This window comes from Parvibaculum indicum, assembly GCF_011762095.1.
GTDB lineage: Bacteria > Pseudomonadota > Alphaproteobacteria > Parvibaculales > Parvibaculaceae > Parvibaculum > Parvibaculum indicum.
The window spans coordinates 78,702-101,452 of sequence record NZ_JAASQO010000008.1; the positions used below are offsets into that span (position 1 = coordinate 78,702).

General features: G+C 61.8%; 13 protein-coding genes. 4 read left to right on the forward strand and 9 right to left on the reverse strand.

Annotation, left to right across the window (positions count from 1 at the left end; all coding sequences use genetic code 11):
* Positions 1 to 6 precede the first annotated feature (6 nt).
* From FHS78_RS11220 to FHS78_RS11250, 7 genes are all read right to left on the reverse strand, one after another.
* Entirely contained in the window at positions 7 to 720 is a 714-nt protein-coding gene (locus FHS78_RS11220; RefSeq protein WP_167094250.1) for an urease accessory protein UreD, read from the reverse strand.
* A gap of 142 nt (positions 721 to 862) precedes the next feature.
* Complete coding sequence (urtE, locus tag FHS78_RS11225) at positions 863 to 1,558, reverse strand: urea ABC transporter ATP-binding subunit UrtE (RefSeq protein ID WP_167094252.1); 696 nt, start codon at positions 1,556 to 1,558, stop codon at positions 863 to 865.
* Positions 1,559 to 1,561: 3 nt separating this feature from the next.
* Positions 1,562 to 2,314 (reverse strand): urea ABC transporter ATP-binding protein UrtD, encoded by a 753-nt coding sequence (gene urtD, locus FHS78_RS11230; protein ID WP_167094254.1) that lies wholly within the window; start codon positions 2,312 to 2,314, stop codon positions 1,562 to 1,564.
* The gene (gene urtC, locus FHS78_RS11235; protein ID WP_167094256.1) at positions 2,311 to 3,498 is read right to left on the reverse strand and encodes an urea ABC transporter permease subunit UrtC; all 1,188 of its coding nucleotides are present in this window, start codon (positions 3,496 to 3,498) and stop codon (positions 2,311 to 2,313) included. Before urtC ends, urtD begins: the two co-directional genes overlap by 4 nt.
* Entirely contained in the window at positions 3,495 to 5,171 is a 1,677-nt protein-coding gene (gene urtB, locus FHS78_RS11240; protein WP_343041965.1) for an urea ABC transporter permease subunit UrtB, read from the reverse strand. The genes urtC and urtB overlap by 4 nt, the downstream gene beginning before the upstream one ends.
* A gap of 104 nt (positions 5,172 to 5,275) precedes the next feature.
* Positions 5,276 to 6,574, reverse strand: a complete 1,299-nt coding sequence (gene urtA / locus FHS78_RS11245; RefSeq protein WP_167094258.1) for an urea ABC transporter substrate-binding protein — start codon at positions 6,572 to 6,574, stop codon at positions 5,276 to 5,278.
* A 31-nt stretch (positions 6,575 to 6,605) separates the two neighbouring features.
* A complete protein-coding gene (locus FHS78_RS11250) occupies positions 6,606 to 7,448 on the reverse strand; it encodes a hypothetical protein (RefSeq protein WP_167094260.1) in 843 nt (280 codons plus the stop codon).
* A 296-nt stretch (positions 7,449 to 7,744) separates the two neighbouring features.
* Between FHS78_RS11250 and FHS78_RS11255 the strand changes: the two genes are divergently transcribed.
* A complete protein-coding gene (locus FHS78_RS11255) occupies positions 7,745 to 11,137 on the forward strand; it encodes a hybrid sensor histidine kinase/response regulator (RefSeq protein WP_167094458.1) in 3,393 nt (1,130 codons plus the stop codon).
* Complete coding sequence (locus FHS78_RS11260; RefSeq protein WP_167094262.1) at positions 11,127 to 12,044, forward strand: response regulator transcription factor; 918 nt, start codon at positions 11,127 to 11,129, stop codon at positions 12,042 to 12,044. The genes FHS78_RS11255 and FHS78_RS11260 overlap by 11 nt, the downstream gene beginning before the upstream one ends.
* A 21-nt stretch (positions 12,045 to 12,065) precedes the next feature.
* On the opposite strand, the gene FHS78_RS11265 is transcribed toward FHS78_RS11260, so the two are convergent.
* Entirely contained in the window at positions 12,066 to 13,010 is a 945-nt protein-coding gene (locus FHS78_RS11265; protein WP_167094264.1) for a LysR family transcriptional regulator, read from the reverse strand.
* 239 nt (positions 13,011 to 13,249) lie between these two features.
* Between FHS78_RS11265 and FHS78_RS11270 the strand changes: the two genes are divergently transcribed.
* Positions 13,250 to 20,566, forward strand: a complete 7,317-nt coding sequence (locus FHS78_RS11270; protein WP_167094266.1) for a two-partner secretion domain-containing protein — start codon at positions 13,250 to 13,252, stop codon at positions 20,564 to 20,566.
* Between the two features lie 59 nt (positions 20,567 to 20,625).
* The gene (locus FHS78_RS11275) at positions 20,626 to 22,365 is read left to right on the forward strand and encodes a ShlB/FhaC/HecB family hemolysin secretion/activation protein (protein WP_167094268.1); all 1,740 of its coding nucleotides are present in this window, start codon (positions 20,626 to 20,628) and stop codon (positions 22,363 to 22,365) included.
* A 71-nt stretch (positions 22,366 to 22,436) separates the two neighbouring features.
* Here the strand turns inward: FHS78_RS11275 and FHS78_RS11280 are convergent, their stop codons facing one another.
* A complete protein-coding gene (locus FHS78_RS11280; protein ID WP_167094270.1) occupies positions 22,437 to 22,730 on the reverse strand; it encodes a YrhK family protein in 294 nt (97 codons plus the stop codon).
* Positions 22,731 to 22,751: the final 21 nt, after the last annotated feature.

Below are 22,751 nucleotides of genomic sequence, written 5' to 3' on the forward strand. Positions count from 1 at the left end.
CTTTCCTCAGATGATCCAGTTGCGCGGCATCGGCGTCTTGCGAAATCCGGTCAGCACATGGCAAAGCGCCTTGGTCAGCGCATGTCCGTCCGCCATCACGAAACGGGTAATCAGCATTCCATCCCATGCGCTTGCTGCGACGTGGTCGGGGAGGGATTCGAGAAGCACGCGCATTTCATCCAGCCGGTCTTCCGCATCCGGCGCGACATAGCGCAGCGTCGCCGTGGCGAGATGCCCGCCGGCAATGGCCGGGCGTTTCAGGAGTGCGTCGATATCGCCGTCGATATGAAAGCGGTCGGCATGGATGAGGCGTCCGTCGCGGCGGATGAACCAGCTATCCGCCAACGCACCCTTGCGTACTGTCTCGTCCATGGCGGTACGGCCGAAAATATTGGCTTCGACGCCCAGAAAGCCGGCATCGGCTGCGAGCGTCACATAGGTTTCACGCCTTAGCCGCGCGCCGTCGAAAAGAATGGCGGGCTGCGGCAACCAGTCGAGCCTGGCTCCTTCATCGACATGAAGAGCGGTCCTGATGAGCGCGTCGTCGCCGAGCGAGCGGTAAATCTTTTCGCATGCCTGGGTGGTGATCGTTGCGGAGGTACTGCGCGTAAGTTCGGTGGCAATATCCAGCCTGTCGCCGCCCGTCATGCCGCCGCCGAGATTGACCAGCACCGCTTCCGGTGGCAGGCCGGGGCCGACGCGCGGGAAACGCAGTTTCATCGTGCCGGACTGAAAGCGCTCCGTTGCAAGGCTTTGTCCGTGCCGCATCGAAAAGACGAGACGGGCTTCGCCGCGACCGCGCTGAAAGACGGAACCGGATGACCTTTCCGGAGGCGAGGGGCTGGGGAAGTTCTCCTCCGCATCAGACCGTAAGATATTTGCGTACATTCTCATCCATCATGCCGGATTGATCGCCGGAAACGACGACCTGTCCGCGGTCCATCACCGCGAAACGGTCGGCGAGCTCGCAGGCGAATTCGAAATATTGTTCCACCAGAAGAATTGCCATGCTGCGCGAATCCCGCAGATAGGTGATCGCCCGTCCGATATCCTTGATGACGGAGGGCTGGATACCTTCGGTGGGTTCGTCGAGGATCATGATTTCCGGTGCGGCCACCATGGCGCGCCCGATCGCGAGTTGCTGCTGCTGGCCGCCGGAAAGGTCTCCGCCGCGTCGCGACAGCATGGATTTCAGCACCGGAAAGAGTTCGAACACTTCGTCGGGAATCTTGTGTCGGCCGCCTTTGAGCGACGCGAAACCCGTTTCGAGGTTCTCTCTCACCGTCAGCAGAGGAAAGATTTCGCGCCCTTGCGGTACATAGGCGATACCGCGCCGGGCGCGCTCGAAGGGCGGCAGTTTCGAGATGTCCTTGCCGTTCCACATGACCCGGCCCTTGCCGACGGCCTGATGGCCGACGATACCGCGTAAAAGGCTCGTCTTGCCGACGCCGTTGCGACCCAGCACGCAAGTGATCTCGCCGGGCGCGGCCTCCAGGCTCACGTTCCATAGCACTTGTGCCGCGCCGTAGCTCAGATCGACATTCTCGACCGACAGCATGACCTATCTCCCCAGATAAACTTCGATGACGCGCTCGTTCGAGCTGATGTGATCGAGTGACCCGTCGGCGAGGACGGATCCTTCGTGCAGGACGGTGACTTTCACGTCGAGATCGCGGACGAAGGTCATGTCGTGTTCGACGACGACCACGGAGCGCGTTTCGTTGATCTTTCGCAGGAGCTGCGCCGTCTGGGCGGTTTCCGCATCGGTCATGCCTGCGACGGGTTCGTCCACGAGCAGGAGTTGCGGGTCCTGCGCGAGAAGCATGCCGATCTCCAGCCATTGCTTCTGACCATGGGAAAGGTTTGCCGCCATGGCCATGCTGGCATCGGTCAGATGAACCGTTTCCAGCAGCTCTTCGATTGCTTCCTTCTGGCTTGCGGAAGTCGAAGAGAAAAGTGTGCCGAAGACGCCGCGACTGTCTTTGAGAGCGAGAAGCAGATTGTCCCACACGGTGTGGGACTCGAACACGGTCGGTTTCTGGAACTTGCGCCCGATGCCGAGATTGGCGATCCGTGCTTCGTCCATGGAGGTGAGATCGTGCCGGCCCGCGAACATGGCCGATCCCTCGTCCGGTCGTGTTTTGCCCGTGATGACGTCCATCATCGTGGTCTTGCCGGCACCGTTCGGGCCGATGATGGCGCGCATTTCGCCGGGCTCGATGAGAAGGGACAGCGCATTCAACGCCTTGAAGCCGTCGAAGCTCACCGTGATGTCGTCGAGATAGAGCAGCGAACGAGAGAGTTCCAGGGTCATGCGCCGGCCCTTTCCAGTTCTTCCTGCGCCTCATCGTGAGGTTGCTCCGGGGCGATCTCGTCGAACGCATTGTCCTCGGAGGCCTTCTTTTCAAGGTGCTTTTCACGATAGTGAAGAGCGGTGCCGATGATGCCGCGCGGCAGCAGCAGCGTGACGAGGACGAAGAGGGCGCCGAGGGCGAAGAGCCAGAACTCCGGCAATGCGCCGGTGAACCATGTCTTGAAGATGTTGACGAGGACGCCACCCAGAATGGCGCCTGCCAGTGTGCCGCGTCCGCCGACGGCGACCCACACCACCGCCTCGATGGAATTGGCCGGTGCGAACTCGCTCGGATTGATGATGCCGACCTGCGGCACATAAAGCGCACCGGCCACACCGGCAAGGCAGGCCGAGACGACCCAGACGAAGAGCTTGTAACGGTCGGTGCGGTAGCCGAGGAAGCGCGTCCGGCTTTCCGCATCGCGCACCGCGAGAAGTACCTTGCCGAGCTTGGAGCCGACGATGGCGCGGCATATGGCAAAGCCCGCAGCGAGGGCCGCTATTGTGACGATGAACAGGCCCGAGCGTGTCGCATCGCTCTGGATGTCGAAACCCAGAATATCCTTGAAGTCGGTCAGACCGTTATTGCCGCCAAAGCCCATATCGTTGCGGAAGAAGGCGAGCAGCAGCGCGAAGGTCAGCGCCTGGGTGATGATGGAGAAATAGACGCCCGTCACGCGGGAGCGGAAGGCGAGATAGCCAAAGGCGAAGGCGAGTATCCCCGGGACCAGCACGACCATCAGCATGGCGAAGGGGAAGATGTCGAACCCAAGCCAGTACCAGGGTAGCTCCTTCCAGTTCAGGAAGACCATAAAGTCGGGGAGAACCGGATCGCCATACACGCCGCGGGGGCCGATCATGCGCATGAGATACATGCCCATCGCATAGCCGCCGAGCGCAAAGAAGGCGCCGTGGCCGAGCGAGAGAATGCCGCAATAACCCCAGACGAGGTCGAGCGCGAGGGCCAGCAGCGCATAGCACATATATTTGCCGAGCAGCGTGACCATATAGGTCGAGAGGTGAAATGCGGATCCCTCGGGTACGACGAGATTGAAGAAAGGAACGGCGATGGCGAGCACAAGCAGCGTGACATAGACGCCGAGTGCCAGATCCCAGGAGATATGCTTGAGGCGATGGAAGATCATGCGTCGACGAACCTTCCTTTGAGGGCGAACAGGCCGCGCGGCCGGCGCTGGATGAAGAGAATGATGAAGATGAGAACGACGATCTTGCCGACGACTGCGCCCGCGAAAGGCTCGAGCAGCTTGTTGGCGACGCCGAGCGTCATTGCGCCGACCAGCGTGCCCCAGAGATTTCCGACCCCGCCGAACACCACAACCATGAAACTGTCGATGATGTAGGACTGACCGAGATTGGGACTGACATTGTCGATCTGCGACAGCGCCACGCCCGCGATGCCCGCCACGCCCGAGCCGAGCCCGAAGGTGAGCGCGTCGACCAGATTGGTGCGCACGCCCATGGAGGCCGCCATCTTGCGGTTCTGCGTGACCGCCCGGGTCTGCGTCCCGAAATGCGTGTATTTGAGGAAGGCCATCAGGACGGCCAGAACGATCATCGAAAAGACGATGATCCAGATGCGCGAAGACGTGATGGTGAGTTGTCCGAGTTGGAAGGCGCCGGACATCCAGTCCGGCGCGACCACCGGCTTGTTGGTGGGGCCGAAGATCGTGCGCACGGCCTGTTGCAGGATGAGGGAAAGGCCCCAGGTCGCGAGCAGCGTCTCGAGCGGTCGCCCATAGAGGAACCGGATGATTGTCCGCTCGATCAGAATGCCCGCGCCGCCCGCGACGATGAAGGCGGCAGGAATGGAGATGATGAGCGACACGCTCATCAGCGACGGTGCGACCGCAAGCAGCACCTGCTGCACGACATAGGTCGTATAGGCGCCCAGCATGATCATCTCGCCATGCGCCATGTTGATGACGCCCATCACGCCGAAGGTGATGGCAAGGCCGATGGCAGCCAGCAGCAGAACGGAACCGAGCGACAGGCCGTAATAGACGTTCTGGGCGACGTCCCAATATTCGAGCGTTCTCTTGATGGAACGCACAGCGCTTGCTGCCGACTCGCGAAGCACGAGGTTGTCGGATTTGTCGAGACCGAGAAGCGCATTGAGGGCTTCCAGGTCCCCGCGGTCGCGCAATGTTTCGATCGCAGCGAGTTGCCCTTCTTCATCGACAACCCCGTTTTTCAGGATGATGGCGGCGCGGGCCTGACGCAGCGTTTCGGCAATATCGCTTTCCGTCTCCCGGGAGAGCGCCTTTTCGATACTGGGCAGAGAATCCGGGTCGGCCGCGTCGAAGGTTTCCCTGGCGGCGTGTCGGCGGATCGATGCATCGGGCGAACTCAAGGCAAGCCGGGCGACCAGCCCGTGCAGTTCGCCGCGCAGCCTGTTGTTCACGCGAACCTTTTTGAGCCGGATACCCTCCATCATGCCGAGCTTGTCGCCGGTGAGAGCGTCTTCATAGGGCCCGTCATCCTTGAGCGCGATGACGACACGGCCTTCCTTCGTTGCCTGAAGGCGGCCCGCTGAGAAAGAGCTGAGGATGAGCTCGACGCGGGGATTGCCTGTCTCGGCAATGGCACCGGCCAATTCGGATTTCTCGTTGTAGCTGGCCTTGGGAAGTCGGGAGACGAGACCGGCGAGATCGTGCGTCTCTGCGGCGGACGTGGGCGCCGTTGTCGGCCCGTCCGGCACGGTTTCCTGTGCGGCGGAGGTATGAAGCGGCGTCGCAAGCGCAAGGCACAGTGCGATCGCTGTCAGTACGGAACGAATGGTCGCCCTCATCGGTTTCATGCCCGGCTGTCTGGAGGGAGGGGGGTGAGCGCGCAGTGCTATGCGCGCTCACCTCAGGCCGGATTGCCGCTCCGCGAGGAAGAGGAGCGCCAATCCATTTTCGGTCAGTGCATGGCTTTCAGGCCGAGGCACTTTTCCGTCTTGGTGTCGTAATTGCCGCAGGGCGTGCCGCCGGTTTCCCCGCCGGTCCAGTCGGAAATAAGATCCTTGGAACCGGGCAGATAGTCGGACCACGCGTCGCCGGCGACGAGATCGTCGGTTTCCCACACGACATCGAACTGGCCGTCATCCTGCACTTCGCCGATCAGAACCGGCTTGGTGATGTGGTGGTTCGGCAACATCTTCGCCGTACCGCCCGTCAGGTTCGGGACTTCCGTGCCGGGCAGTGCGGCGATAACCTTGTCGGGATCCGTGGTGCTGGCTTTTTCCACGGCCTTCACCCACATATTGAAACCGATATAGGTGGCTTCCATCGGATCGTTGGTCACACGCTTTTCGTTACCCGTGTAGTCGTGCCATTCCTTGATGAAGGTCTCGTTCGCCGGCGTGTCGACGGACTGGAAGTAATTCCAGGCGGCGAGATGGCCCACCAGCGGCTTGGTGTCGATGCCGGCAAGCTCTTCTTCGCCGACGGAGAAGGCGACCACCGGAATGTCTTCCGCCTTGATGCCCTGATTGGCGAGTTCCTTGTAGAAGGGCACATTGGCGTCACCGTTGATGGTGGACACCACGGCTGTCTTCTTGCCGGCCGAACCGAAGGTCTTGATTTTCGACACTTCCGTCTGCCAGTCGGAAAAGCCGAATGGCGTGTAGTTGATCATGATGTCTTCATCCTTGACGCCCTTCGACTTCAGATAGGCTTCGAGGATCTTGTTGGTCGTGCGCGGATAGACATAGTCGGTGCCTTCCAGCACCCAGCGCTCCACGCCTTCCTGTTCCATGAGGTAGTCGACAGCGGGAATGGCCTGCTGGTTCGGCGCAGCACCCGTGTAGAACACGTTGCGGGAGCTTTCTTCGCCTTCATACTGGACCGGATAGAAGAGAAGACCGTCCAGCTCTTCCACGACCGGCAGCACGGATTTGCGCGATACCGACGTCCAGCAGCCGAACACCGCTGCGACCTTTTCCTGCGACAGAAGCTGACGCATCTTTTCGGCAAAAAGCGGCCAGTTGGACGCGGGGTCCACGACAACCGGCTCGAGCTTCTTGCCGAGAAGGCCGCCCTTCTCGTTCTGCTGCTTGATGAGCATCAGCATGTCGTCTTTCAGCGTGGTTTCGCTGATCGCCATGGTGCCCGACAGCGAATGCAGAATGCCGACCTTGATCGTGTCGGAATCGGCATGTGCCGCTGTCGTTGCGGAAAGCATGGCAAAACCCGCCAATGCACTTTTCCAGAGTTTCATCGATTTCTCCTTGGGTGGTCGGGGGAGGACGTCAGAAGTCCAGCGACAGGCCGATGGAGCCGGTCAGGAAGTTCTCTTCCGGGTTGCCGGGAATGGCGTCCTCGCGGGTGAAATAGCCGGTCACGCCGAAGCTGAGCGACCATGCGCCGTAGTCTGCCGGAACGAAATCGAGTGGAACGCCCACGGAAGCGCCGAGATAGGAGTAGCCATAGCCGCTCTTCGTGCCACCCTGGAAATCGTCGGTGGTGAAGAAGGCGACACCGGCCGGAATGGTAAGAGACACTGTGTCGGTGAGCGAGAAACCCGGTGCAACGGCGAGTACGACGGCCGAGCCGTCCTGCTGGCCGACGGCTTTGTTGCCGTCGGTACGGATATGCCAGGTCACGGAGGGGTTCAGCGCGAAGCCGCCGCCATAAAAGCCGGAATCATCGAGGCCGATGCTCAGATCGACGACTTCTTCCGTGCCGCCGGCATAGTTCCAGGACTGGTATGTGGCCCCCAGCGTGACGAGGTCGATCGTGTAACTCGCGCCGCCCCAGATATCGACTTCCTGAAGCGAGCCGCCAATGGCGCTGTTCGTATTGTCGTTGACGTCCGCCCAGGCGCCGAAATTGAAGCTGAGGTTGTCGGTGGCGGCGACGGTCACGTCGCCGGTGACAAAGGTGGTGGATTCGTCGCCGAAGAAGTCGCCGCCGGCGCTCCACACATCGGCACCGTAGGATACGAAGTGCGAGTTGTAGCTGATACCGAAATGACCGGCGACCTTGTCGGCGGCGTGACCCGCGGTGCCGGCGCCGAGCATGAGTGCGGCGGTACAGGCGGAAAGGCAGAGTTTCCGGGTAGTGGAAGGCCCGGCGGTGAAACGATTGTGCATACTTGTCCCCTTGTTTCGCGGATGGATGACCATCACTGGCGCCACGGCACCGGCTCGTCCGGGCCCGGTGCGCCCCTTGTGGCGAGAGAAACGTTTCCGCAATTGATGCAGCGCACCAATACGTCATTACGCGTATGGTTCTGCGCATAATGACGGACGACAATAGGCTCATCATCGACTAGGGGACTGAATCCACTTACAATTTTTTAGGCGGCCAGGTGTGTTTTAAGTTGAGTTTTCACACTGCGATCCGCCTGCCGATGTGCGGTGCACAAGGAAGTGGAAGGTTGGCGGGTATGGGGATTGCGCGGCAAAGAGTGATTCAGGGGCGGCGGCAGTACAATCAGTGGGTCGCCAATGAAACGCTGGAGGACTATGCCCTGCGTTTCACCGCCCATAAGGCGCGTCGCAGCTCGATCTTCCGTGTGGCGAATACCGCGCTGGGCACCGTTGCCTTCCTGGTGCTGGAGGCGGTCGGCGGTGCCGTTACGTTAAGCTACGGATTCAGCAATGCGGTGCCGGCCATCCTCCTGGTCGGGGCGATCATCTTTCTGCTGGGACTGCCGGTCAGCTACTACGCGGCGAAATACGGCGTCGATATAGATCTTCTCACGCGCGGCGCGGGCTTCGGCTATATCGGGTCCACCGTCACCTCGCTGATCTACGCGTCCTTCACCTTCATCTTCTTTGCGCTCGAGGCGGCCATCATGTCGCTCGCGCTGGAGATGTGTTTCGGCATTCCGCTCGCCTGGGGATATCTCATCAGCGCGCTTCTGGTGATACCGCTGGTGACGCACGGCTTCACCTTCCTCAACCGCTTTCAATTCTGGACCCAGATATTATGGGCGGGATTGCAGCTCGTGCCGATCATCTATATCGGCGTCAACGGCATCATTTCGATGGACGACTGGACGGGCTATACCGGCCGGTACGGCCATGCGGACGGCCATTTCGATTTTCTGATGTTCAGCGCCGCCGCGTCGGTCATTTTCGCACTGGTGGCGCAGAATGCCGAGCAGGTGGATTTTCTGCGCTTCATGCCGCGCCAGCGCCGGGGCAGGCGTCTGCGCTGGTGGGTGGCGGTCATCTGCGCCGGTCCCGGCTGGATCGTTCCGGGCGTGCTGAAAATGCTGGTGGGTTCTTTTCTGGCGGTGTTGCTTGTGCATGCCGGCCTGCCGCACGACCGCGCCGGGCAGCCCACGGAGATGTATCTTTTTGCTTTCCGGGAAGTCGTGGGCAACCCGCAGCTTGCCATCGCCATCGCGGGCATTTTTGTCGTCATTTCCCAGCTGAAGATTAATGTGACGAATGCCTATGCGGGGTCGCTTGCCTGGTCGAACTTCTTTTCGCGCCTGACGCACAGCCACCCGGGACGTGTCGTCTGGCTGGTGTTCAATGTCACCCTGGCGCTGATGCTGATGGAACTCGGCATATACGAAGCGTTGGAACGCACGCTGGGCTTATATTCGAACATCCCGGTTGCCTGGATGGCGGCCATCGCGGCGGATCTCGCCATCAACAAGCCGCTGGGGCTGAGCCCGAAACATATCGAGTTCAAGCGTGCCTATCTCTACGACATCAATCCCGTCGGTATCGGCGCCATGCTGGCCGCATCCGCTACCGCCATGGCGACCTATGCGGGTGCCTTCGGCATGGAGTATCGCGGTCTTGCTCCCTTTGTGGCGCTGGGCGTGGCTTTCGCGCTCGTGCCCGCCATCGCCTGGGTAACGGGCGGGCGTTACTACACGGCGCGCCCCCGGGGCGATCTGCCGAACGCAGGTGCGGATATCCGATGCGTCGTCTGCGAGCATGAATTCGAGCCCGAGGACATGGCCTCGTGTCCGGTCTATTCCGGTCCGATCTGTTCGCTGTGCTGCACGCTCGATGCGCGTTGTCACGACGCGTGCAAGGAAGAAGCGGGAAGCCTCAGCGAGCGCTGGGGCAACGGTATCAAAAGCATTCTCCCCGAAAGTCTCTCCGAGCATGTGAACGGCCGGCTGGTGAAATATGTCGGGCTTTTCCTGATCAACAGCTGCATCGCGGCGGGGCTCATCGGCATCATCTATGTCCATCTGGCGGGAGAGTATCCGCAGGACGCAGCCCTCATATCCGAGGTTCTTCGCTACGTCTTTTTCGTTCTTGTCGTTGTAATCGCGATAGCGATCTGGCCCTTCCTTCTGGCCAAGGAGAGCAGTCTGGCGGCCCGCCAGGAAACGCAACAGCAAACCACACTGCTCTTCGATGAAATCGAGGCGCATCGCCGGACGGATCTGGAACTGCAGAAAGCCAAGGAACTTGCCGAAGCCCGAAGTCTTGCCAAAAGCAAATATGTGCGCGGTATCAGCCATGAGCTTCGCACACCGCTCAACGCCGTTCTCGGATATGCGCAGCTGCTGGAGGCGAACGCCTCCGTTCCTTCCCATCTGAAGCACAGCGTGCGCGTGATCCGCCGCTCGGGCGCGCACTTGTCGAGCCTTGTCGACGGTCTTCTCGACATCTCCATGATCGAAGCCGGTCGCCTTCATATTTATCGTGACGAAGTGCTGCTGTCGGAGTTTCTGGGACAGCTCGTCGACATGTTCAGCCTTCAGGCACAGGAAAAGGGCATCGCGTTCAACTTCGAGGCGCCGGACCGGCTGCCTGAAGCGGTTCGCACGGATGAGAAGCGGCTGCGCCAGATTCTGATCAACCTTCTTTCCAATGCCGTGCGCTGCACGAAAGAGGGGGGTGTCACACTCCGGATGAACTATTCGGGTGAGGTGGCGCGCTTCGACATTGAGGATACCGGCATCGGTATTGCCGAAAAGGATATGGAGCGCATCTTCCTGCCCTTCGAGCGCATCGCCAATCCCAATCAGACGACGAAAAGCGGCACGGGGCTCGGCCTCACGATCACGAAGCTGCTCGTCGAGGCATTGGGCGGGGAAATTACCGTGTCGAGCGAAGCTGGTAAGGGCAGCAGATTCACCGTTCGCCTGATGCTGTCCTCGATCCACAATGTAGCGCATCTGCGCAAGGAGCCGCGCAAACCTCTCACCGGCTATCTGGGGCCGCCCCGCACCGTGCTCGTCGTGGATGACGACCCGAACCACGTCGCCTTCGTTCGCGATACGCTCTCCCATCTGGGCTTCGTGGTCGTGACCGAAACCTCGGGCGAGGGCTGTCTGGAGGCGGCGCGTATGTGCAGTCCCGATGCGGTGTTGCTGGATATTTCTCTGCCCGGCATGGGGGGATGGGAAGCGGCGCGCAAGCTGCGCGAGGAGATGGGAAGCCGGTTGCAGATCATCATGATATCCGCCAACTCGCGACAGGACAGCGAACATGAAGGCGCGGACGGATGCCACGATATGTATCTGATGAAGCCGCTGCAGATCTCCGCCCTTCTCGAAGCACTCGAGCAGTCTCTCGATCTTGACTGGGTATTCGATGAAGGCGAGCCGCCGCCTCACGCCTCGCTCGCGCTCGATTGCCTCGCCCCGAACCAGATCCCGGCTCGCGGCCAGCTTGTGGAACTCCGCAAGCTGGGCCAGATGGGTTACATACGTGGAATACTGAACAAACTGGACGAGATCGGCAGGGAACGGCCAGAAACGGCGCCCGTGCTCGATCACCTTCGCGAGATCGCGGAGGACTGCGACATGGAGCGGTATGAAGCCGCGATGGAAAGCCTGGCATCACATGAAGCCTGATGAAAAGCCGCAGCCTGTCATTCTCGCGGTGGACGACGCGCCGGAAACGCTGAGCCTTCTGACCGACATTCTCGAGAATGCCGGGATGACGGCCCTGGTCGCCCATAGCGGAAAGGGCGCCATGTCGCTTCTCTCGCATGTGTCGCCGGATCTCATCCTGATGGATGCGTTGATGCCCGGCATGGACGGGTTCGAAACCTGTGCTGCGCTCAAGCAGGACGGAGCATTCGCGCATATCCCCGTCATTTTCATGACCGGTCTCAGCGACACCGAGCATGTGGTGCGCGGCTTCTCCTCGGGCGGCGTGGACTATGTGACGAAACCCGTCGACCCGGAAGAACTGACGGCGCGTATCCGCGTCCATCTTGCCAATTCGCGCATGACGCAAAGCGCGCGCATGGCGCTCGACATTTCCGGCACGCCCCTTGTGGCGGTGCGCGACGATGGTGAGGTCATCTGGATCACGCCTCAGGCATCCGATTTGTTTCGCAAGGTTCTGCCGGACGGGGAGATGTTCGGGACGCACTGGTTCGACAAGGTCACACCGGCACTTGCCCGTATGGTGGAAAACAAGCCGGGCAAGGTCCAGCTGACGGAGGGCCTCTCCACTCCCATCGTTGCGAGCTATGTCGGCGAGACGGCGCCATATGAGCATCTGATCCGGCTGAACGACGGCGATGTATCGCGCGATATGGAGCTTCTGCGCCGTGCTTTCGACCTGACCAGGCGCGAGTCGGAAGTGCTCCTATGGGTCACGCAGGGCAAGTCCAACCGGGATGTGGCCGGCATCCTCGATTGCAGCCCCCGCACCGTGAACAAGCATCTGGAGCAGATATTCAACAAGCTGAATGTCGAGAACAGAACGGCTGCCGCTATGCTCGCAGTGCGCATTTTGGCGGACGGATAGCCGCCGGGATCGCCGAAAAGACTATGCGCCGGTCGGCGTGTTTACCGAAATGGCGGCCTTCATGATCTGCGCCACCTGTTCGCGCAGCCATTGGTGACCGGCATCATTGTCCATGGACCTGGACCAGAAGAGAGCGCCGTGAACGTCCGGCAGCTCGAATGGGAGGTGAAGTTCGGCAATCGCATATTCCTGCTTGTGACGCAGGAAATCATGATAGCCCATGATCGCCACATTGTCCGTCATCTCGACGATGGCGGGAATGGTGATCGTATCGGGCATGATGCAGCTGACTCTCCTCCGGACGCCGCGGTTTGAGAACTCGGCTTCGACCATCGCCCTCAGGGCAGGCGAGTTGGCCGTGGTGACGAATTTGAGGTCGCGCAGATCGCCGTCTTCCAACTGTTTTTCCGCCAGCGGATGCCTCGCGCGCACCGCGAAGATCAGCTTGTCTCCATACAAGACCTCTACGGAGATGTCGTCGTCGTTCCCGCGTACATGCGCCGGCAGGATGGTGAGGTCGATTTCGTTACGCCTGATGGCGTCGATCATCTCCGGCGGAGTTTTCATGCCCCGTTGAAAGTCGAGCACGATATTGGGCGCCTCCCGCTCAACGGCGTTGGCGAGCGCGGGAATGAGCATGAGCCGCATGAAGTCGTTGATGCCGAGCCGGAAAGTACGGTCCGATGTTTCCGGATCGAAATCCTTCATCGTTGAAAAACCGATTTCCACGGCGTTGAGCGCATGGCTGATCGGCACGGCCAGTGCATTCGCCGCGCGCGTTGGCAGCATCGCATTGGCGGAGCGGTAGAAGAGTTGATCGTCGGTAAAATTCCTCAGCCTCGATAGCGCATTACTGACCGTCGGCTGCGACAGGTTCAGCTTGCGCGCCGCGCCACTGATGCTTCGCTCGCGGTAGATCGCGTCGAAAATCAGCAGGAGATTGAGATCGAGTTGCCGGATGTTCATCTCGTTCCTCTTTGCGTGACGCTCTTCGGGCTCTCGCCTTGTCGAAACAGTGCCGAAAATTCCGAAAAAGAATAGGCCGAATTCGGAAATAAAATAGTAGCCGCGTCGAAGCGGTACATTATTGATTTCACTTGGAATTTCCCATCCTGAAACGACGGCGCTCGATCCGGTGCACTGGTTCCTCTGCCGAACTTCTGCTCTTTCTTTGCGGAACGACCGGTGATGCGAGGGTATGGAACATGGGCGGATATTTCTTCCGGTGCAGGCGCTGCCGTGCGGTCCTGCTGGGAGCGGTGCTGGCGCAAGGCGCAGCATCGGCCGCGCATGCAGCCGATGCGCTGCCGACCGGCGGTCATTTTACGGCGGGCGTCGGGTCTATTGGAGGGGACGATAACTCAGTTGCCGTCAGCCAGTCGAGCAACACCGGTATCATCGACTGGAATTCCTTCTCCATCGGGTCCGGCCACAGCGTCGTCATCGACAATGGGGCGGGTGCGACCCTCAATCGCGTCAACGGCTCGGATCTCTCGCGTATCGACGGGCTGCTCAGCGCCACGGGTTCCGCCTATCTCATCAACCGAAACGGAATCGTGATCGGCCGCGGCGGCAAGGTTGTCACCGGCGGGTCTTTCGTCGGGTCGACGCGCGATATCTCCAACGAGGATTTCCTGAACGGCGATGCCGACCGCTTCGCCGGGACTTCTTCGGGCGATGTGGTCAATCAGGGAACCATCCGGGCGGAAGGCGGCGATGTGGTGCTGATCGGCCGCAACGTCTCGAACAGCGGCAGTATCGATGCGCCGGAGGGCACAGCCGCCATGGTCGCGGGCAATGATGTCGTCCTGCAGCCGGTGGGCGGCGACCGACGCATCTACATTCAGAGCGGTGCCGGGGACGGCGACCTCACCAATGACGGCGCGGTGACCGCGGCGCAGGCGGAGCTCGCCGCCGCGGGCGGCAATGTCTATGCGTTGGCGGGCAACACCGAAGGCGTGATCCGGGCGACGGGCAGCGAAACGAAGGATGGTCGTATCCTTCTCACCGCCGGTGGCGAGGTTTCCATCGGGGAAAAGCTCGAGGCTCGCAACGCGGATGGCTCGGGCGGCGAGGTACAGGTTCGGGCGGGCGAGATCGCCCTGTCCGGCACCGTGGACGTCTCCGCGGCGGCGGCGGGGAAGGACGGCGGCGAGGCGACGCTGATCGCGACCGGCAAGACGGCGTTCTCAGGCAAGATCGACGCGAAGGGCGGCGAGGGCGGCACGGGCGGCTTCGTCGAGACCTCGGGCGCGACCCTCACCATCGCCGACACGGCGCGCGTGACGACGCTCGCCCAAGGCGGCACGTCGGGCATCTGGCTCATCGATCCGAACGACCTCACCATCGCGGCCTCCGGCGGCGACATCACGGGCGCGACGCTTTCCGCCAATCTCGAAGGCGGCAACGTCGCCCTGTCGAGCAATGACGGCGCGACAGACGGCAATGGCGACATCTTCGTCAACGACGCGCTGAGCTGGTCCGCGGCGAACACGCTGACGCTGACGGCCGTCCGCAACATCGAGATCAATGAGGCCATCACCGCCGCGAATGGCGGGCTGACGCTTGCGGCGGGAAGCGGCGCCACCGTCACCACGGGCGCCGGCGGCGCCGTCGATGTCGGCACCTTCTCGCTCACCTCCGGCACATGGGAACAGAGCGGCGCAAGCCTGCCTTCCTTCAACGCCACGGACTTCAGCTTCGACATCGAGAACGCGACTTTCCTCCGCGTGCTCGGCGGCGACGGGTCCGGCGCCGCGCCCTACCGGATCTTCGATACCTATGGCCTGCAGGGCATCGCATCGGAAAGCCTGCTCGCGGAGAGCTTCGTGCTCGCGAACGATATCGACGCTTCCGGCACGGCGGGCTGGAACGGCGGTCTGGGCTTCGATCCGATCGGCAATGATGACGACCCCTCCGATATCAAGTTCACCGGCAGCTTCGATGGGCAGGACAACACGATCTCCGGCCTGACGATCAGCCGGCCGGGCGAAGAATGGGTCGGTCTCTTCGGCAATGCCGAGAACGCCACGTTCAGCAATCTGGTCCTGTCCGGCGGCAGCGTCACCGGCGGGGATGGAACCGGCTCCCTGCTCGGGGAGCTCTACGGAGGGTCGATCACCTCGGTTTCCACGAGCACGACGGTCGCGGGTGCGGGCTTTACCGGCGGCCTGGCGGGGGTCCTCCAGTACGGAACGATCACGCTCTCCTCCGCCAGCGGCGACGTTACCGGCTCGGGCGCCGGGATCGGCGGTCTGGCCGGTGTGACGCTCGGCATGGATATTTCCCGGTCCTATGCCACCGGCGCCGTGTCCGGCGCGGGCGGGGTCGGCGGCCTTCTGGGTTCGCTTGGCTATGCCAGCGCCGATGGCGTGCTCGACCAATCCTTCGCCACTGGCGCGGTCACGAGCAGCGCTGACTGGGCAGGGGGGCTTGTCGGGAGCAACGAAGGCACGATCACCAATTCCTACGCCACGGGTGCCGTTACCGGTACGGGAACGGCCAACCATATCGCCGGCTTCGTCGGACAGAACTACGGTAGCATCGGCACTTCCTATTCGACCGGACTGGTCACCGGGCCGTCGCTGACCGGCGGTTTCGCCGGCATAAACCACGGCGATCCGTCCAACATCACGTCGGTGTACTGGAACACCGAGACCAGCGGGCAGGCGGGCGGTATCGGCAGTGGCGACGGGGGCATCACGGGGCTGACGACCGCGGAGATGCAGGGCAGTCTCCTCACTGGCTTCGACGACGCCATCTGGGAAGCGGCGGCGGGGCTCTATCCTTATCTCGAATGGCTCTATCCTGACGGCCCCATCGGCGTTTCCGGTTTCGCCTACAGCGACGCGGGTGCGACGGCGCTGACGGGCGCCGAGATCGGCATTCTCTCCGGCGGCTCGATCCTCGGCAGCACCGGCACGGGTGCGAACGGCTACTATTATTATCTCGCTCTTCCGGGCACGCTCGACGCAGACGGTGCGCTGGCCTATCTCAATGGCGAAGCGACGCAGGGCGCGGCCTTCAGCGACAGCGTGACGGCCACCGGCGTCACCGGCATCGATATTCTCGGTCCTTCGCTCAACCTCGTCACCGGCGAGGCGACGCTGTCGGGCACGGTTGCGAACCTCACCGCGACGCTCGGTCTTTTCGCCGACACGGACCTCGATTTCATCGACACGAGCGCGACCCAGCTTACCGCGAATGGCTACGGGCTTTATGTCGATGCGGCGTCGGACTATCTGCTCGATCAGGACCTGACCGCGGGCGGGCTCCTGTCGCTGACCAGCGGCGGCGATTTCAGCATCGATGCCGACCGGACACTGAAGACGACCAATGCCGGTTCGATTCTCGTCGATAGCGGCTTTCTCTGGTCCGGCGCCGGCACGCTGACGCTCAACGCCGCCGACAACATCGCAATTGATGCGGCTATCGACGGCCAGAGTGGCGGGTTGACCCTCTCCGCGAGTGGCAATGGCAGCAGTGACAATACCGGCACGATCTCCACGGGGGCGGGAGGCGCTGTGACTGTGGGCAATTTTGTGCTCACCAGAGGCGTTTGGGACCAGGTTGGTGGCAGCCTGCCATCGTTTTCGGCGGAGTCCATTACTGTCAGCGGACTCTCCACCTTCATTCGAGCGCAAGGTGGTGATGGCACCTACCTCAACCCCTACCAGCTTTTCGACGTTTATGGCCTTCAGGGAATCGCCGATAGGGACCAGCGTGTCGGCGCCGGTTCCTTTGATTACAGCCTCTATTATGAACTCGCCAACGATATCGATGCGTCAGCCACATCGTCCTGGAATAGCGGAGCGGGCTTTGATCCCGTTAACTTTTCCGGGAGTCTGGATGGAGCCGGACATACGATTGACGGGCTCTATATCAACCGGCCGTCCGAGAGCAATGTCGCACTCATAAGCTACTGGCAAGACAATTACTTCACCTCTGGGAGAGACCTGGAAATCAAGGATCTCACACTCACCAACGCGTCTGTCACCGGAGACAGCCAGACGGCGATCCTGGTCGGCGATACCGGCGGAGGGAACTACCACGGTCACAACATGTCGAATGTCACTGTCAGTGGCACGGTCGAGACGAATTCCTGGGGTGCGGGCGTCGGCGCCCGATATTACGGCAATATCAATCAATCGACGATGACCAACGTGCATGCCGATGTTTCCGTGACGGTGGCTAGTGGAGGCAGTTCCGCTGCCGGTCTGGTGAGCATCATGGGCGAAGGCCTGACAATTTCGAATTCCAGCTCGACGGGAACAATAAACGGAGGATGGGCCGGCGGACTTGTCGGAACCGTCGATGACGAAAACAACAGGATCGAAACCTCCTATTCGACGGCGACAGTCATCGCGTCGGGCAGTTTCAGGGTGGGTGGGGGACTGGTCGGTGAAACGGAAGACCTCACGATTTCGAACTCCTATTTTGCCGGGCAGATGCTCGGCATCGACGGAGCCTCGGCGGGCGGCCTTGTCGGCAGTGCCGACAGAAACACGGTCATTGAAAATTCCTTTGTTACTGGTCTCGTGGAGGCCGAAGGGTATGCGGGGGCACTTGTCGCTGACGTCAGCGACAGCAACGTATCCATAACCAATGCGGCCTGGGACATCGGGACGACCGGGCAGAGCGACGCGATCGGTTACGCGCCCTCCTTCTATACCCCGACGGTGACCAACACCGGCAGCCGGACGACGGCGCAGATGCAGGGCACGCTCGACTTCGGTCTCGGCTTCAGCCTCGACAACACCATCTGGGCGACCGGCGACGGGCTCTATCCCTATTTCAGCTGGCAGTACGACACGACGCCGGTTGCTGTCTCGGGCATCGCCTATGGCGACAACGGCTCGACGGCGCTTGCCGGCGCGAACGTCAATGCGATTACGGGCGGCGACCTGTTCGGATCGGCCGTCACCGGCGCCAACGGTTACTACTATATCCTGCGCGAGGCGGGATCGCTCGACGCGTCCGGGGTGCTCGCCTATCTCGATGGCGAAAGCACGCAGGCCGCGGCCCTTGGCGACAACGTCACAAGCAGCGGCGTCACTGGGCTCAATATTTACGGCTCATCGCTCAACCTCGTCACGAACGAGGCGGCGCTGTCCGATACGGTCGCAAACCTCACCACGGCGCTCGGCTCCTATACCGACACCGATATCGATTTCATCGACACGAGCGCGACCCAGCTCACCGCGAGCGGCCAGGGTCTTTATCTCAATGCCGCGTCCAACTACATGCTCGATCGGGACCTGACCGCGGGCGGCCTTCTGTCGCTGACCAGCGGCGGCGCCTTCACCATCGACGGCGACCGGGTGCTGAAGACAACCGATGCCGGTTCGATCCTGCTCAACAGCGGCGTCACCTGGAATGGCACCGGCACGCTGACGCTGACCTCTGACGACGATATCGCGCTCAACGGCGCGATCGACGGCCAGAACGGCGGATTGACGCTGCGCGCCTATGGCACTGGCGGAAGCGACTACGTCGGTACGATCAGCACCGGCTCCAACGGCACGGTCGATGTCGGCACCTTCAATCTCCCGAAGGGCTACTGGTATCAGGTCGGGGCGAGCCTGCCGTCCTTCGAGGCGCTTGATTTCAGGACGAACCACCACAACGCAAGCTTTGTCAGGGTGCAGGGTGGCGATGGTTCCGTCGCGGACCCTTATCAGCTTTTCGATGTCTACGGCCTGCAGGGGATCACGGGACTGGATACTCTCGGGAACCAACCATCCGGCAATAACGGCCGCAGCTACCAGCTCGTCGCCGACATCGATGCCACGGGCACATCCGGATGGAACGGTGGCGCGGGGTTCGCGCCTGTCTTTCTCGCCGGCTCTCTCGATGGCGGCGGACATACCATCGACGGGCTATACGTTTACAAACCCCCCAATGACAACGCCGGCCTCATTGGTACTTGGGACAACCAACTCGAATCCGGCAGCGCCGTATCGGTTGAAATCAAGGACCTGTCTCTCACCAACGCCCATGTTGTTGCAGCCGGCAACCGTGAGGCAGGCATCCTGTTTGGACATTCGCAGAGCTATGCCGGCACCTTGACCCTGGCCAATATCTACGTCAGTGGCACGGTGTCGTCAGGCGGCTACTATGTCGGCGGGGTCGGGGGGTACTATTCCAGCACAGAGTCCAGGACGGCCACGAATATTCGCGCCGACGTTGATGTTTCTGGTGGTGGTGCGAATTCCAACGTCGGTGGCCTGTTCGGCTATGTGGAAGCGGGCCTGAACCTCACGGACTCAAGCTTTACCGGAACCGTTTCCGGCACGCTCGCTGGCGGACTGATCGGTTATACATATGATGACGGTAGCATCACGAATTCCTGGGCGTCGGCAACAGTCACATCGGTGGGCAGCGGCAGCAACGTGGGTGGTCTCGTCGGCCGCCTTGATAGCAATTTCTCGATTTCGGACTCCTGGTTTTCCGGATCGGTCCTCGGGACCGACAGCAATGCCTTGGTAGGCGGGCTGGTTGGTTTTGCGAGCGACAATGTCGGAATCTCCAACTCCTTCACATCGGGCAGCACGATCGCGTCGGGCGACTCCGGCATCGCGGGCGGATTGGTCGGCATGGCGGACGGGCTTCATGTCTCCGATTCCTACGCATCGGGCAGCACCGTTGCGTCGGGTGGCTCCGGCATCGCCGGCGGGCTCATCGGCTGGAGCAGACGGGCCAGCGTCAGCACCTCATACGCCTCGGGCCTGGTGGATGGGGCCTTGTCGGGCGGCCTGGTCGGTCAGAGCGCGTACGTTTATTTCAATCTCACGGACAGTGTCTGGGACCGCGAGGCAAGCGGGCAGTCGGTGGCCGTCGGCGATCTCGGCATCGGCACCGTCTCCAATGTCGATGGCGTGACCAGCGCGCAGATGAGGCAGCTCTCGACCTTCCTCGATCACGGCTTCGACATCGACGGCGAGGGCGGCACGGCTTCGGTCTGGCGCATCTATGAGGGCTACACGGCGCCGCTGCTGCGCAGCTTCCTGACCGCGCTGACGATCACCGGGGGCAACGGCACCAAGACCTATAACGGCGGCACGACGAGCACCGACGTCGGCACGCTGACCTACAACCCATCGGGCCATGACAGCTCCCTTGTCTTCGGAACGCCGGTTTACACCTCGGCAAGCGACGAGGAGGGCAGTTATTCCGGATCGGACCTGACGTTTAGCGGGCTTTATTCGAGCCAGCTCGGTTACGACATCACTCTCGTGCCGGGCATGCTGACGATAGGGCCCGACATGCCGCCGCTGCCGGACGATCCGACGGTGACGCCCATCGTGCCGCGTCAGCTGGAGAACAGCTGGAGCCCTGAAGAGAGTGCCATGGGACCGGGAGAGGAGTCGGGTGGCTTCTGGGCTCTGCCGCTCATCCTCGAAGCGTGGCGTCTCGTCTTTGGCGAGGAACCCGGAAGCTGGACCTTCATCGAGGGCGATACCGGCCGCATCAACCGGATACGGCATGTATCCGGCAGCGATCTGCCGCCCGGTCGGCAATAGAGATGCGAAAGGGCAAGTTCGTGAAAAGACGGGGTGGAGCCTCTCTTTGGTTGCCGTTGATGTGCGTGACGTCGCTGACAGGTAGCGCGGCGCTCGCACAGGATTTCGACCGCGTGGCGCCGCAGGAAATGCCTGCCGGCGAGGGCGGTGGGCTCGAATTGCCCTCACCATCCGGGCCGGGAAAGGCCGCGGGCGAAGACAGGACGATCCTCCCGTCGCTCGAAGGCATTGTCGTCCGCACCGCGCCGGACGATGTCGTCAAGGCCGGCGTGACGGAGCAGGGCGTCGATATTTCCTCCCTGTCGGGCGACGACGCTGCGGCCGTGCGCGATGCGTTGTCCCCCTTTATCGGCCGGCCGCTGAGGCAGAGCGATCTCGCTGCCATATCGCGTGCCGTGGTCGATGCCTTCCGCGCACAGGGCAAGCCGCTCGTCGATGTCGTTTTCCCGCCCCAGGACGTGACCTCGGGCACGGTGCAGATTCTGGTGATGGAGTTCCGCCTCGGCAAGATCGATGTCGGCGGCAACGAGTGGTTTGCGGCGAGCCAGTACAGCGGCGGGCTTGCACAGGAGCCGGGCACGGCAATCGATGTCGGCCGCCTGAGACGTGGCCTCAGTCAGCTCAACGCCAATCCGTTCCGTCAGGTGAATGCGGTGTTGAAGCCCGGCGCCTCCTTCGGCGAGACCGATATCGGATTGCAGGTGAAGGATCGCTTCCCGCTGCGCGTCTATGCAAGCTACGACAATACCGGCCTGCCTGTGACGGGCCGCGACCGCTGGAGCGCGGGGTTCAACTGGGGCAATGCCTTCTGGGCCGGACATCGGCTTTCTTATCAGTTCACCACCAGCGGCGATCTGTTGAAAAGTCGCGACAGGGGGCCGGGCCTGCCGGACGATCCCCGTTTCATGGCGCATGCGGCGACCTACACCGTACCGCTGCCCTGGCTCGACACGCTGGAAGTCTTCGGCTCCTATGTGCAGCAGGTGCCGGATGTCGGGCCCTTTTTCGGTCAGGTGGGCGAGAGCTGGCAGGCGAGCCTGCGCTATCGGCATGAGCTGCCCGCGCTGGACTGGGCCAATCACTCGGTCACGGCGGGCTTCGACTACAAATCCTCCAACAACGACCTCTCCTTTGGCGGGACGCAGGTCTTCGCCAGCAAGACGGAAGTCGATCAGTTCCTGCTGGGATACGACCTCACATTGGCCGACGACTGGGGACAGACGAGCTTCAACAATACGCTCTATCTAAGCCCCGGCGGCATGAGCGGCGACAATACCGACAGTGCTTTCGTAGCGGCGGGGCAGGTGGACGTGGATGCGCGATATGTGTATGACGCGGCCACCGTCACCCGCGTGACGCGCCTGCCGATGGACGCTAGTTGGGTTGCCCGCCTGAAGGCGCAGCTGGCCGACGGCAATCTGCCGGCAAGCGAACGGCTTGGCGCCGGCGGCACGGACAGCGTGCGTGGCTATGAAGAGCGCGCCGTGAACCGGTCGCAGGGGCTCCTTCTCTCCAACGAACTGCGCTCGCCTTCGTTCCGTTTGCTCGGTCATGCGGTGAACGGTGTCGGCGATCAGGCGCAGCTTGTCGCCTTCTGGGATTATGCGTGGCTTGTCGGCCACGACCGGGTATCCGGCGTTTCGAAACAGGCCTCCATTCAGGGGGCCGGTGTCGGTGCGCGCTATGTGCTGGACCGACACCTCTCCGTGCGTTTCGATATGGGTTGGCAGCTGCGTCGCCTGCCTGGAAAATCCGAACGCGGAGCGAGAGGGGCCATTGCCGTTACGCTCTCATATTAGGCGTAACGCAAAGGCATTGCTGACCATGACGCCCTGTCTCGCCGGGGCGCGGAACCTTCGGGGCAGCCATTTCACCACTGCGAATAGCTGGGCGTGCCGCGTCGGAGGTGGATGTGGCGCGCAAGCCGGATCGCCGGGCGGATGAGAAGTTGCGCGCTGCCGATCACGAAAAGCCATGTTCCGTCGTAAGTGGTCTCTTCCCAGAAGAAGAGGATGCTGCCCGCGAGGAACCACGCACCGATCATGAAGTCGTTGACGATACTGGCGACTTCGTAAATGCGCTCGATGACGATCTGCTCATGGCCGACATGGATCGAAAGGGTGCGGGGATGGGGAGCCGTTTTGGATTGCGTCTCTTGCGCCATGGCCTCCTCGTCTGCTCTGAG

What these genes read in the sequence shown, in the direction of transcription:
- urtD (WP_167094254.1), bottom strand. Translation starts at nt 2,314, where the DNA reads ATGACCCTGGAACTCTCTCGTTCGCTGCTCTATCTCGACGACATCACG.
- FHS78_RS11270 (WP_167094266.1), top strand. Translation starts at nt 13,250, where the DNA reads ATGGGCGGATATTTCTTCCGGTGCAGGCGCTGCCGTGCGGTCCTGCTG.
- FHS78_RS11220 (WP_167094250.1), bottom strand. Translation starts at nt 720, where the DNA reads ATGAAACTGCGTTTCCCGCGCGTCGGCCCCGGCCTGCCACCGGAAGCG.
- FHS78_RS11255 (WP_167094458.1), top strand. Translation starts at nt 7,745, where the DNA reads ATGGGGATTGCGCGGCAAAGAGTGATTCAGGGGCGGCGGCAGTACAAT.
- urtE (WP_167094252.1), bottom strand. Translation starts at nt 1,558, where the DNA reads ATGCTGTCGGTCGAGAATGTCGATCTGAGCTACGGCGCGGCACAAGTG.
- FHS78_RS11250 (WP_167094260.1), bottom strand. Translation starts at nt 7,448, where the DNA reads ATGCACAATCGTTTCACCGCCGGGCCTTCCACTACCCGGAAACTCTGC.
- urtB (WP_343041965.1), bottom strand. Translation starts at nt 5,171, where the DNA reads ATGAAACCGATGAGGGCGACCATTCGTTCCGTACTGACAGCGATCGCA.
- FHS78_RS11260 (WP_167094262.1), top strand. Translation starts at nt 11,127, where the DNA reads ATGAAGCCTGATGAAAAGCCGCAGCCTGTCATTCTCGCGGTGGACGAC.
- urtA (WP_167094258.1), bottom strand. Translation starts at nt 6,574, where the DNA reads ATGAAACTCTGGAAAAGTGCATTGGCGGGTTTTGCCATGCTTTCCGCA.
- FHS78_RS11275 (WP_167094268.1), top strand. Translation starts at nt 20,626, where the DNA reads ATGTGCGTGACGTCGCTGACAGGTAGCGCGGCGCTCGCACAGGATTTC.
- FHS78_RS11280 (WP_167094270.1), bottom strand. Translation starts at nt 22,730, where the DNA reads ATGGCGCAAGAGACGCAATCCAAAACGGCTCCCCATCCCCGCACCCTT.
- FHS78_RS11265 (WP_167094264.1), bottom strand. Translation starts at nt 13,010, where the DNA reads ATGAACATCCGGCAACTCGATCTCAATCTCCTGCTGATTTTCGACGCG.
- urtC (WP_167094256.1), bottom strand. Translation starts at nt 3,498, where the DNA reads ATGATCTTCCATCGCCTCAAGCATATCTCCTGGGATCTGGCACTCGGC.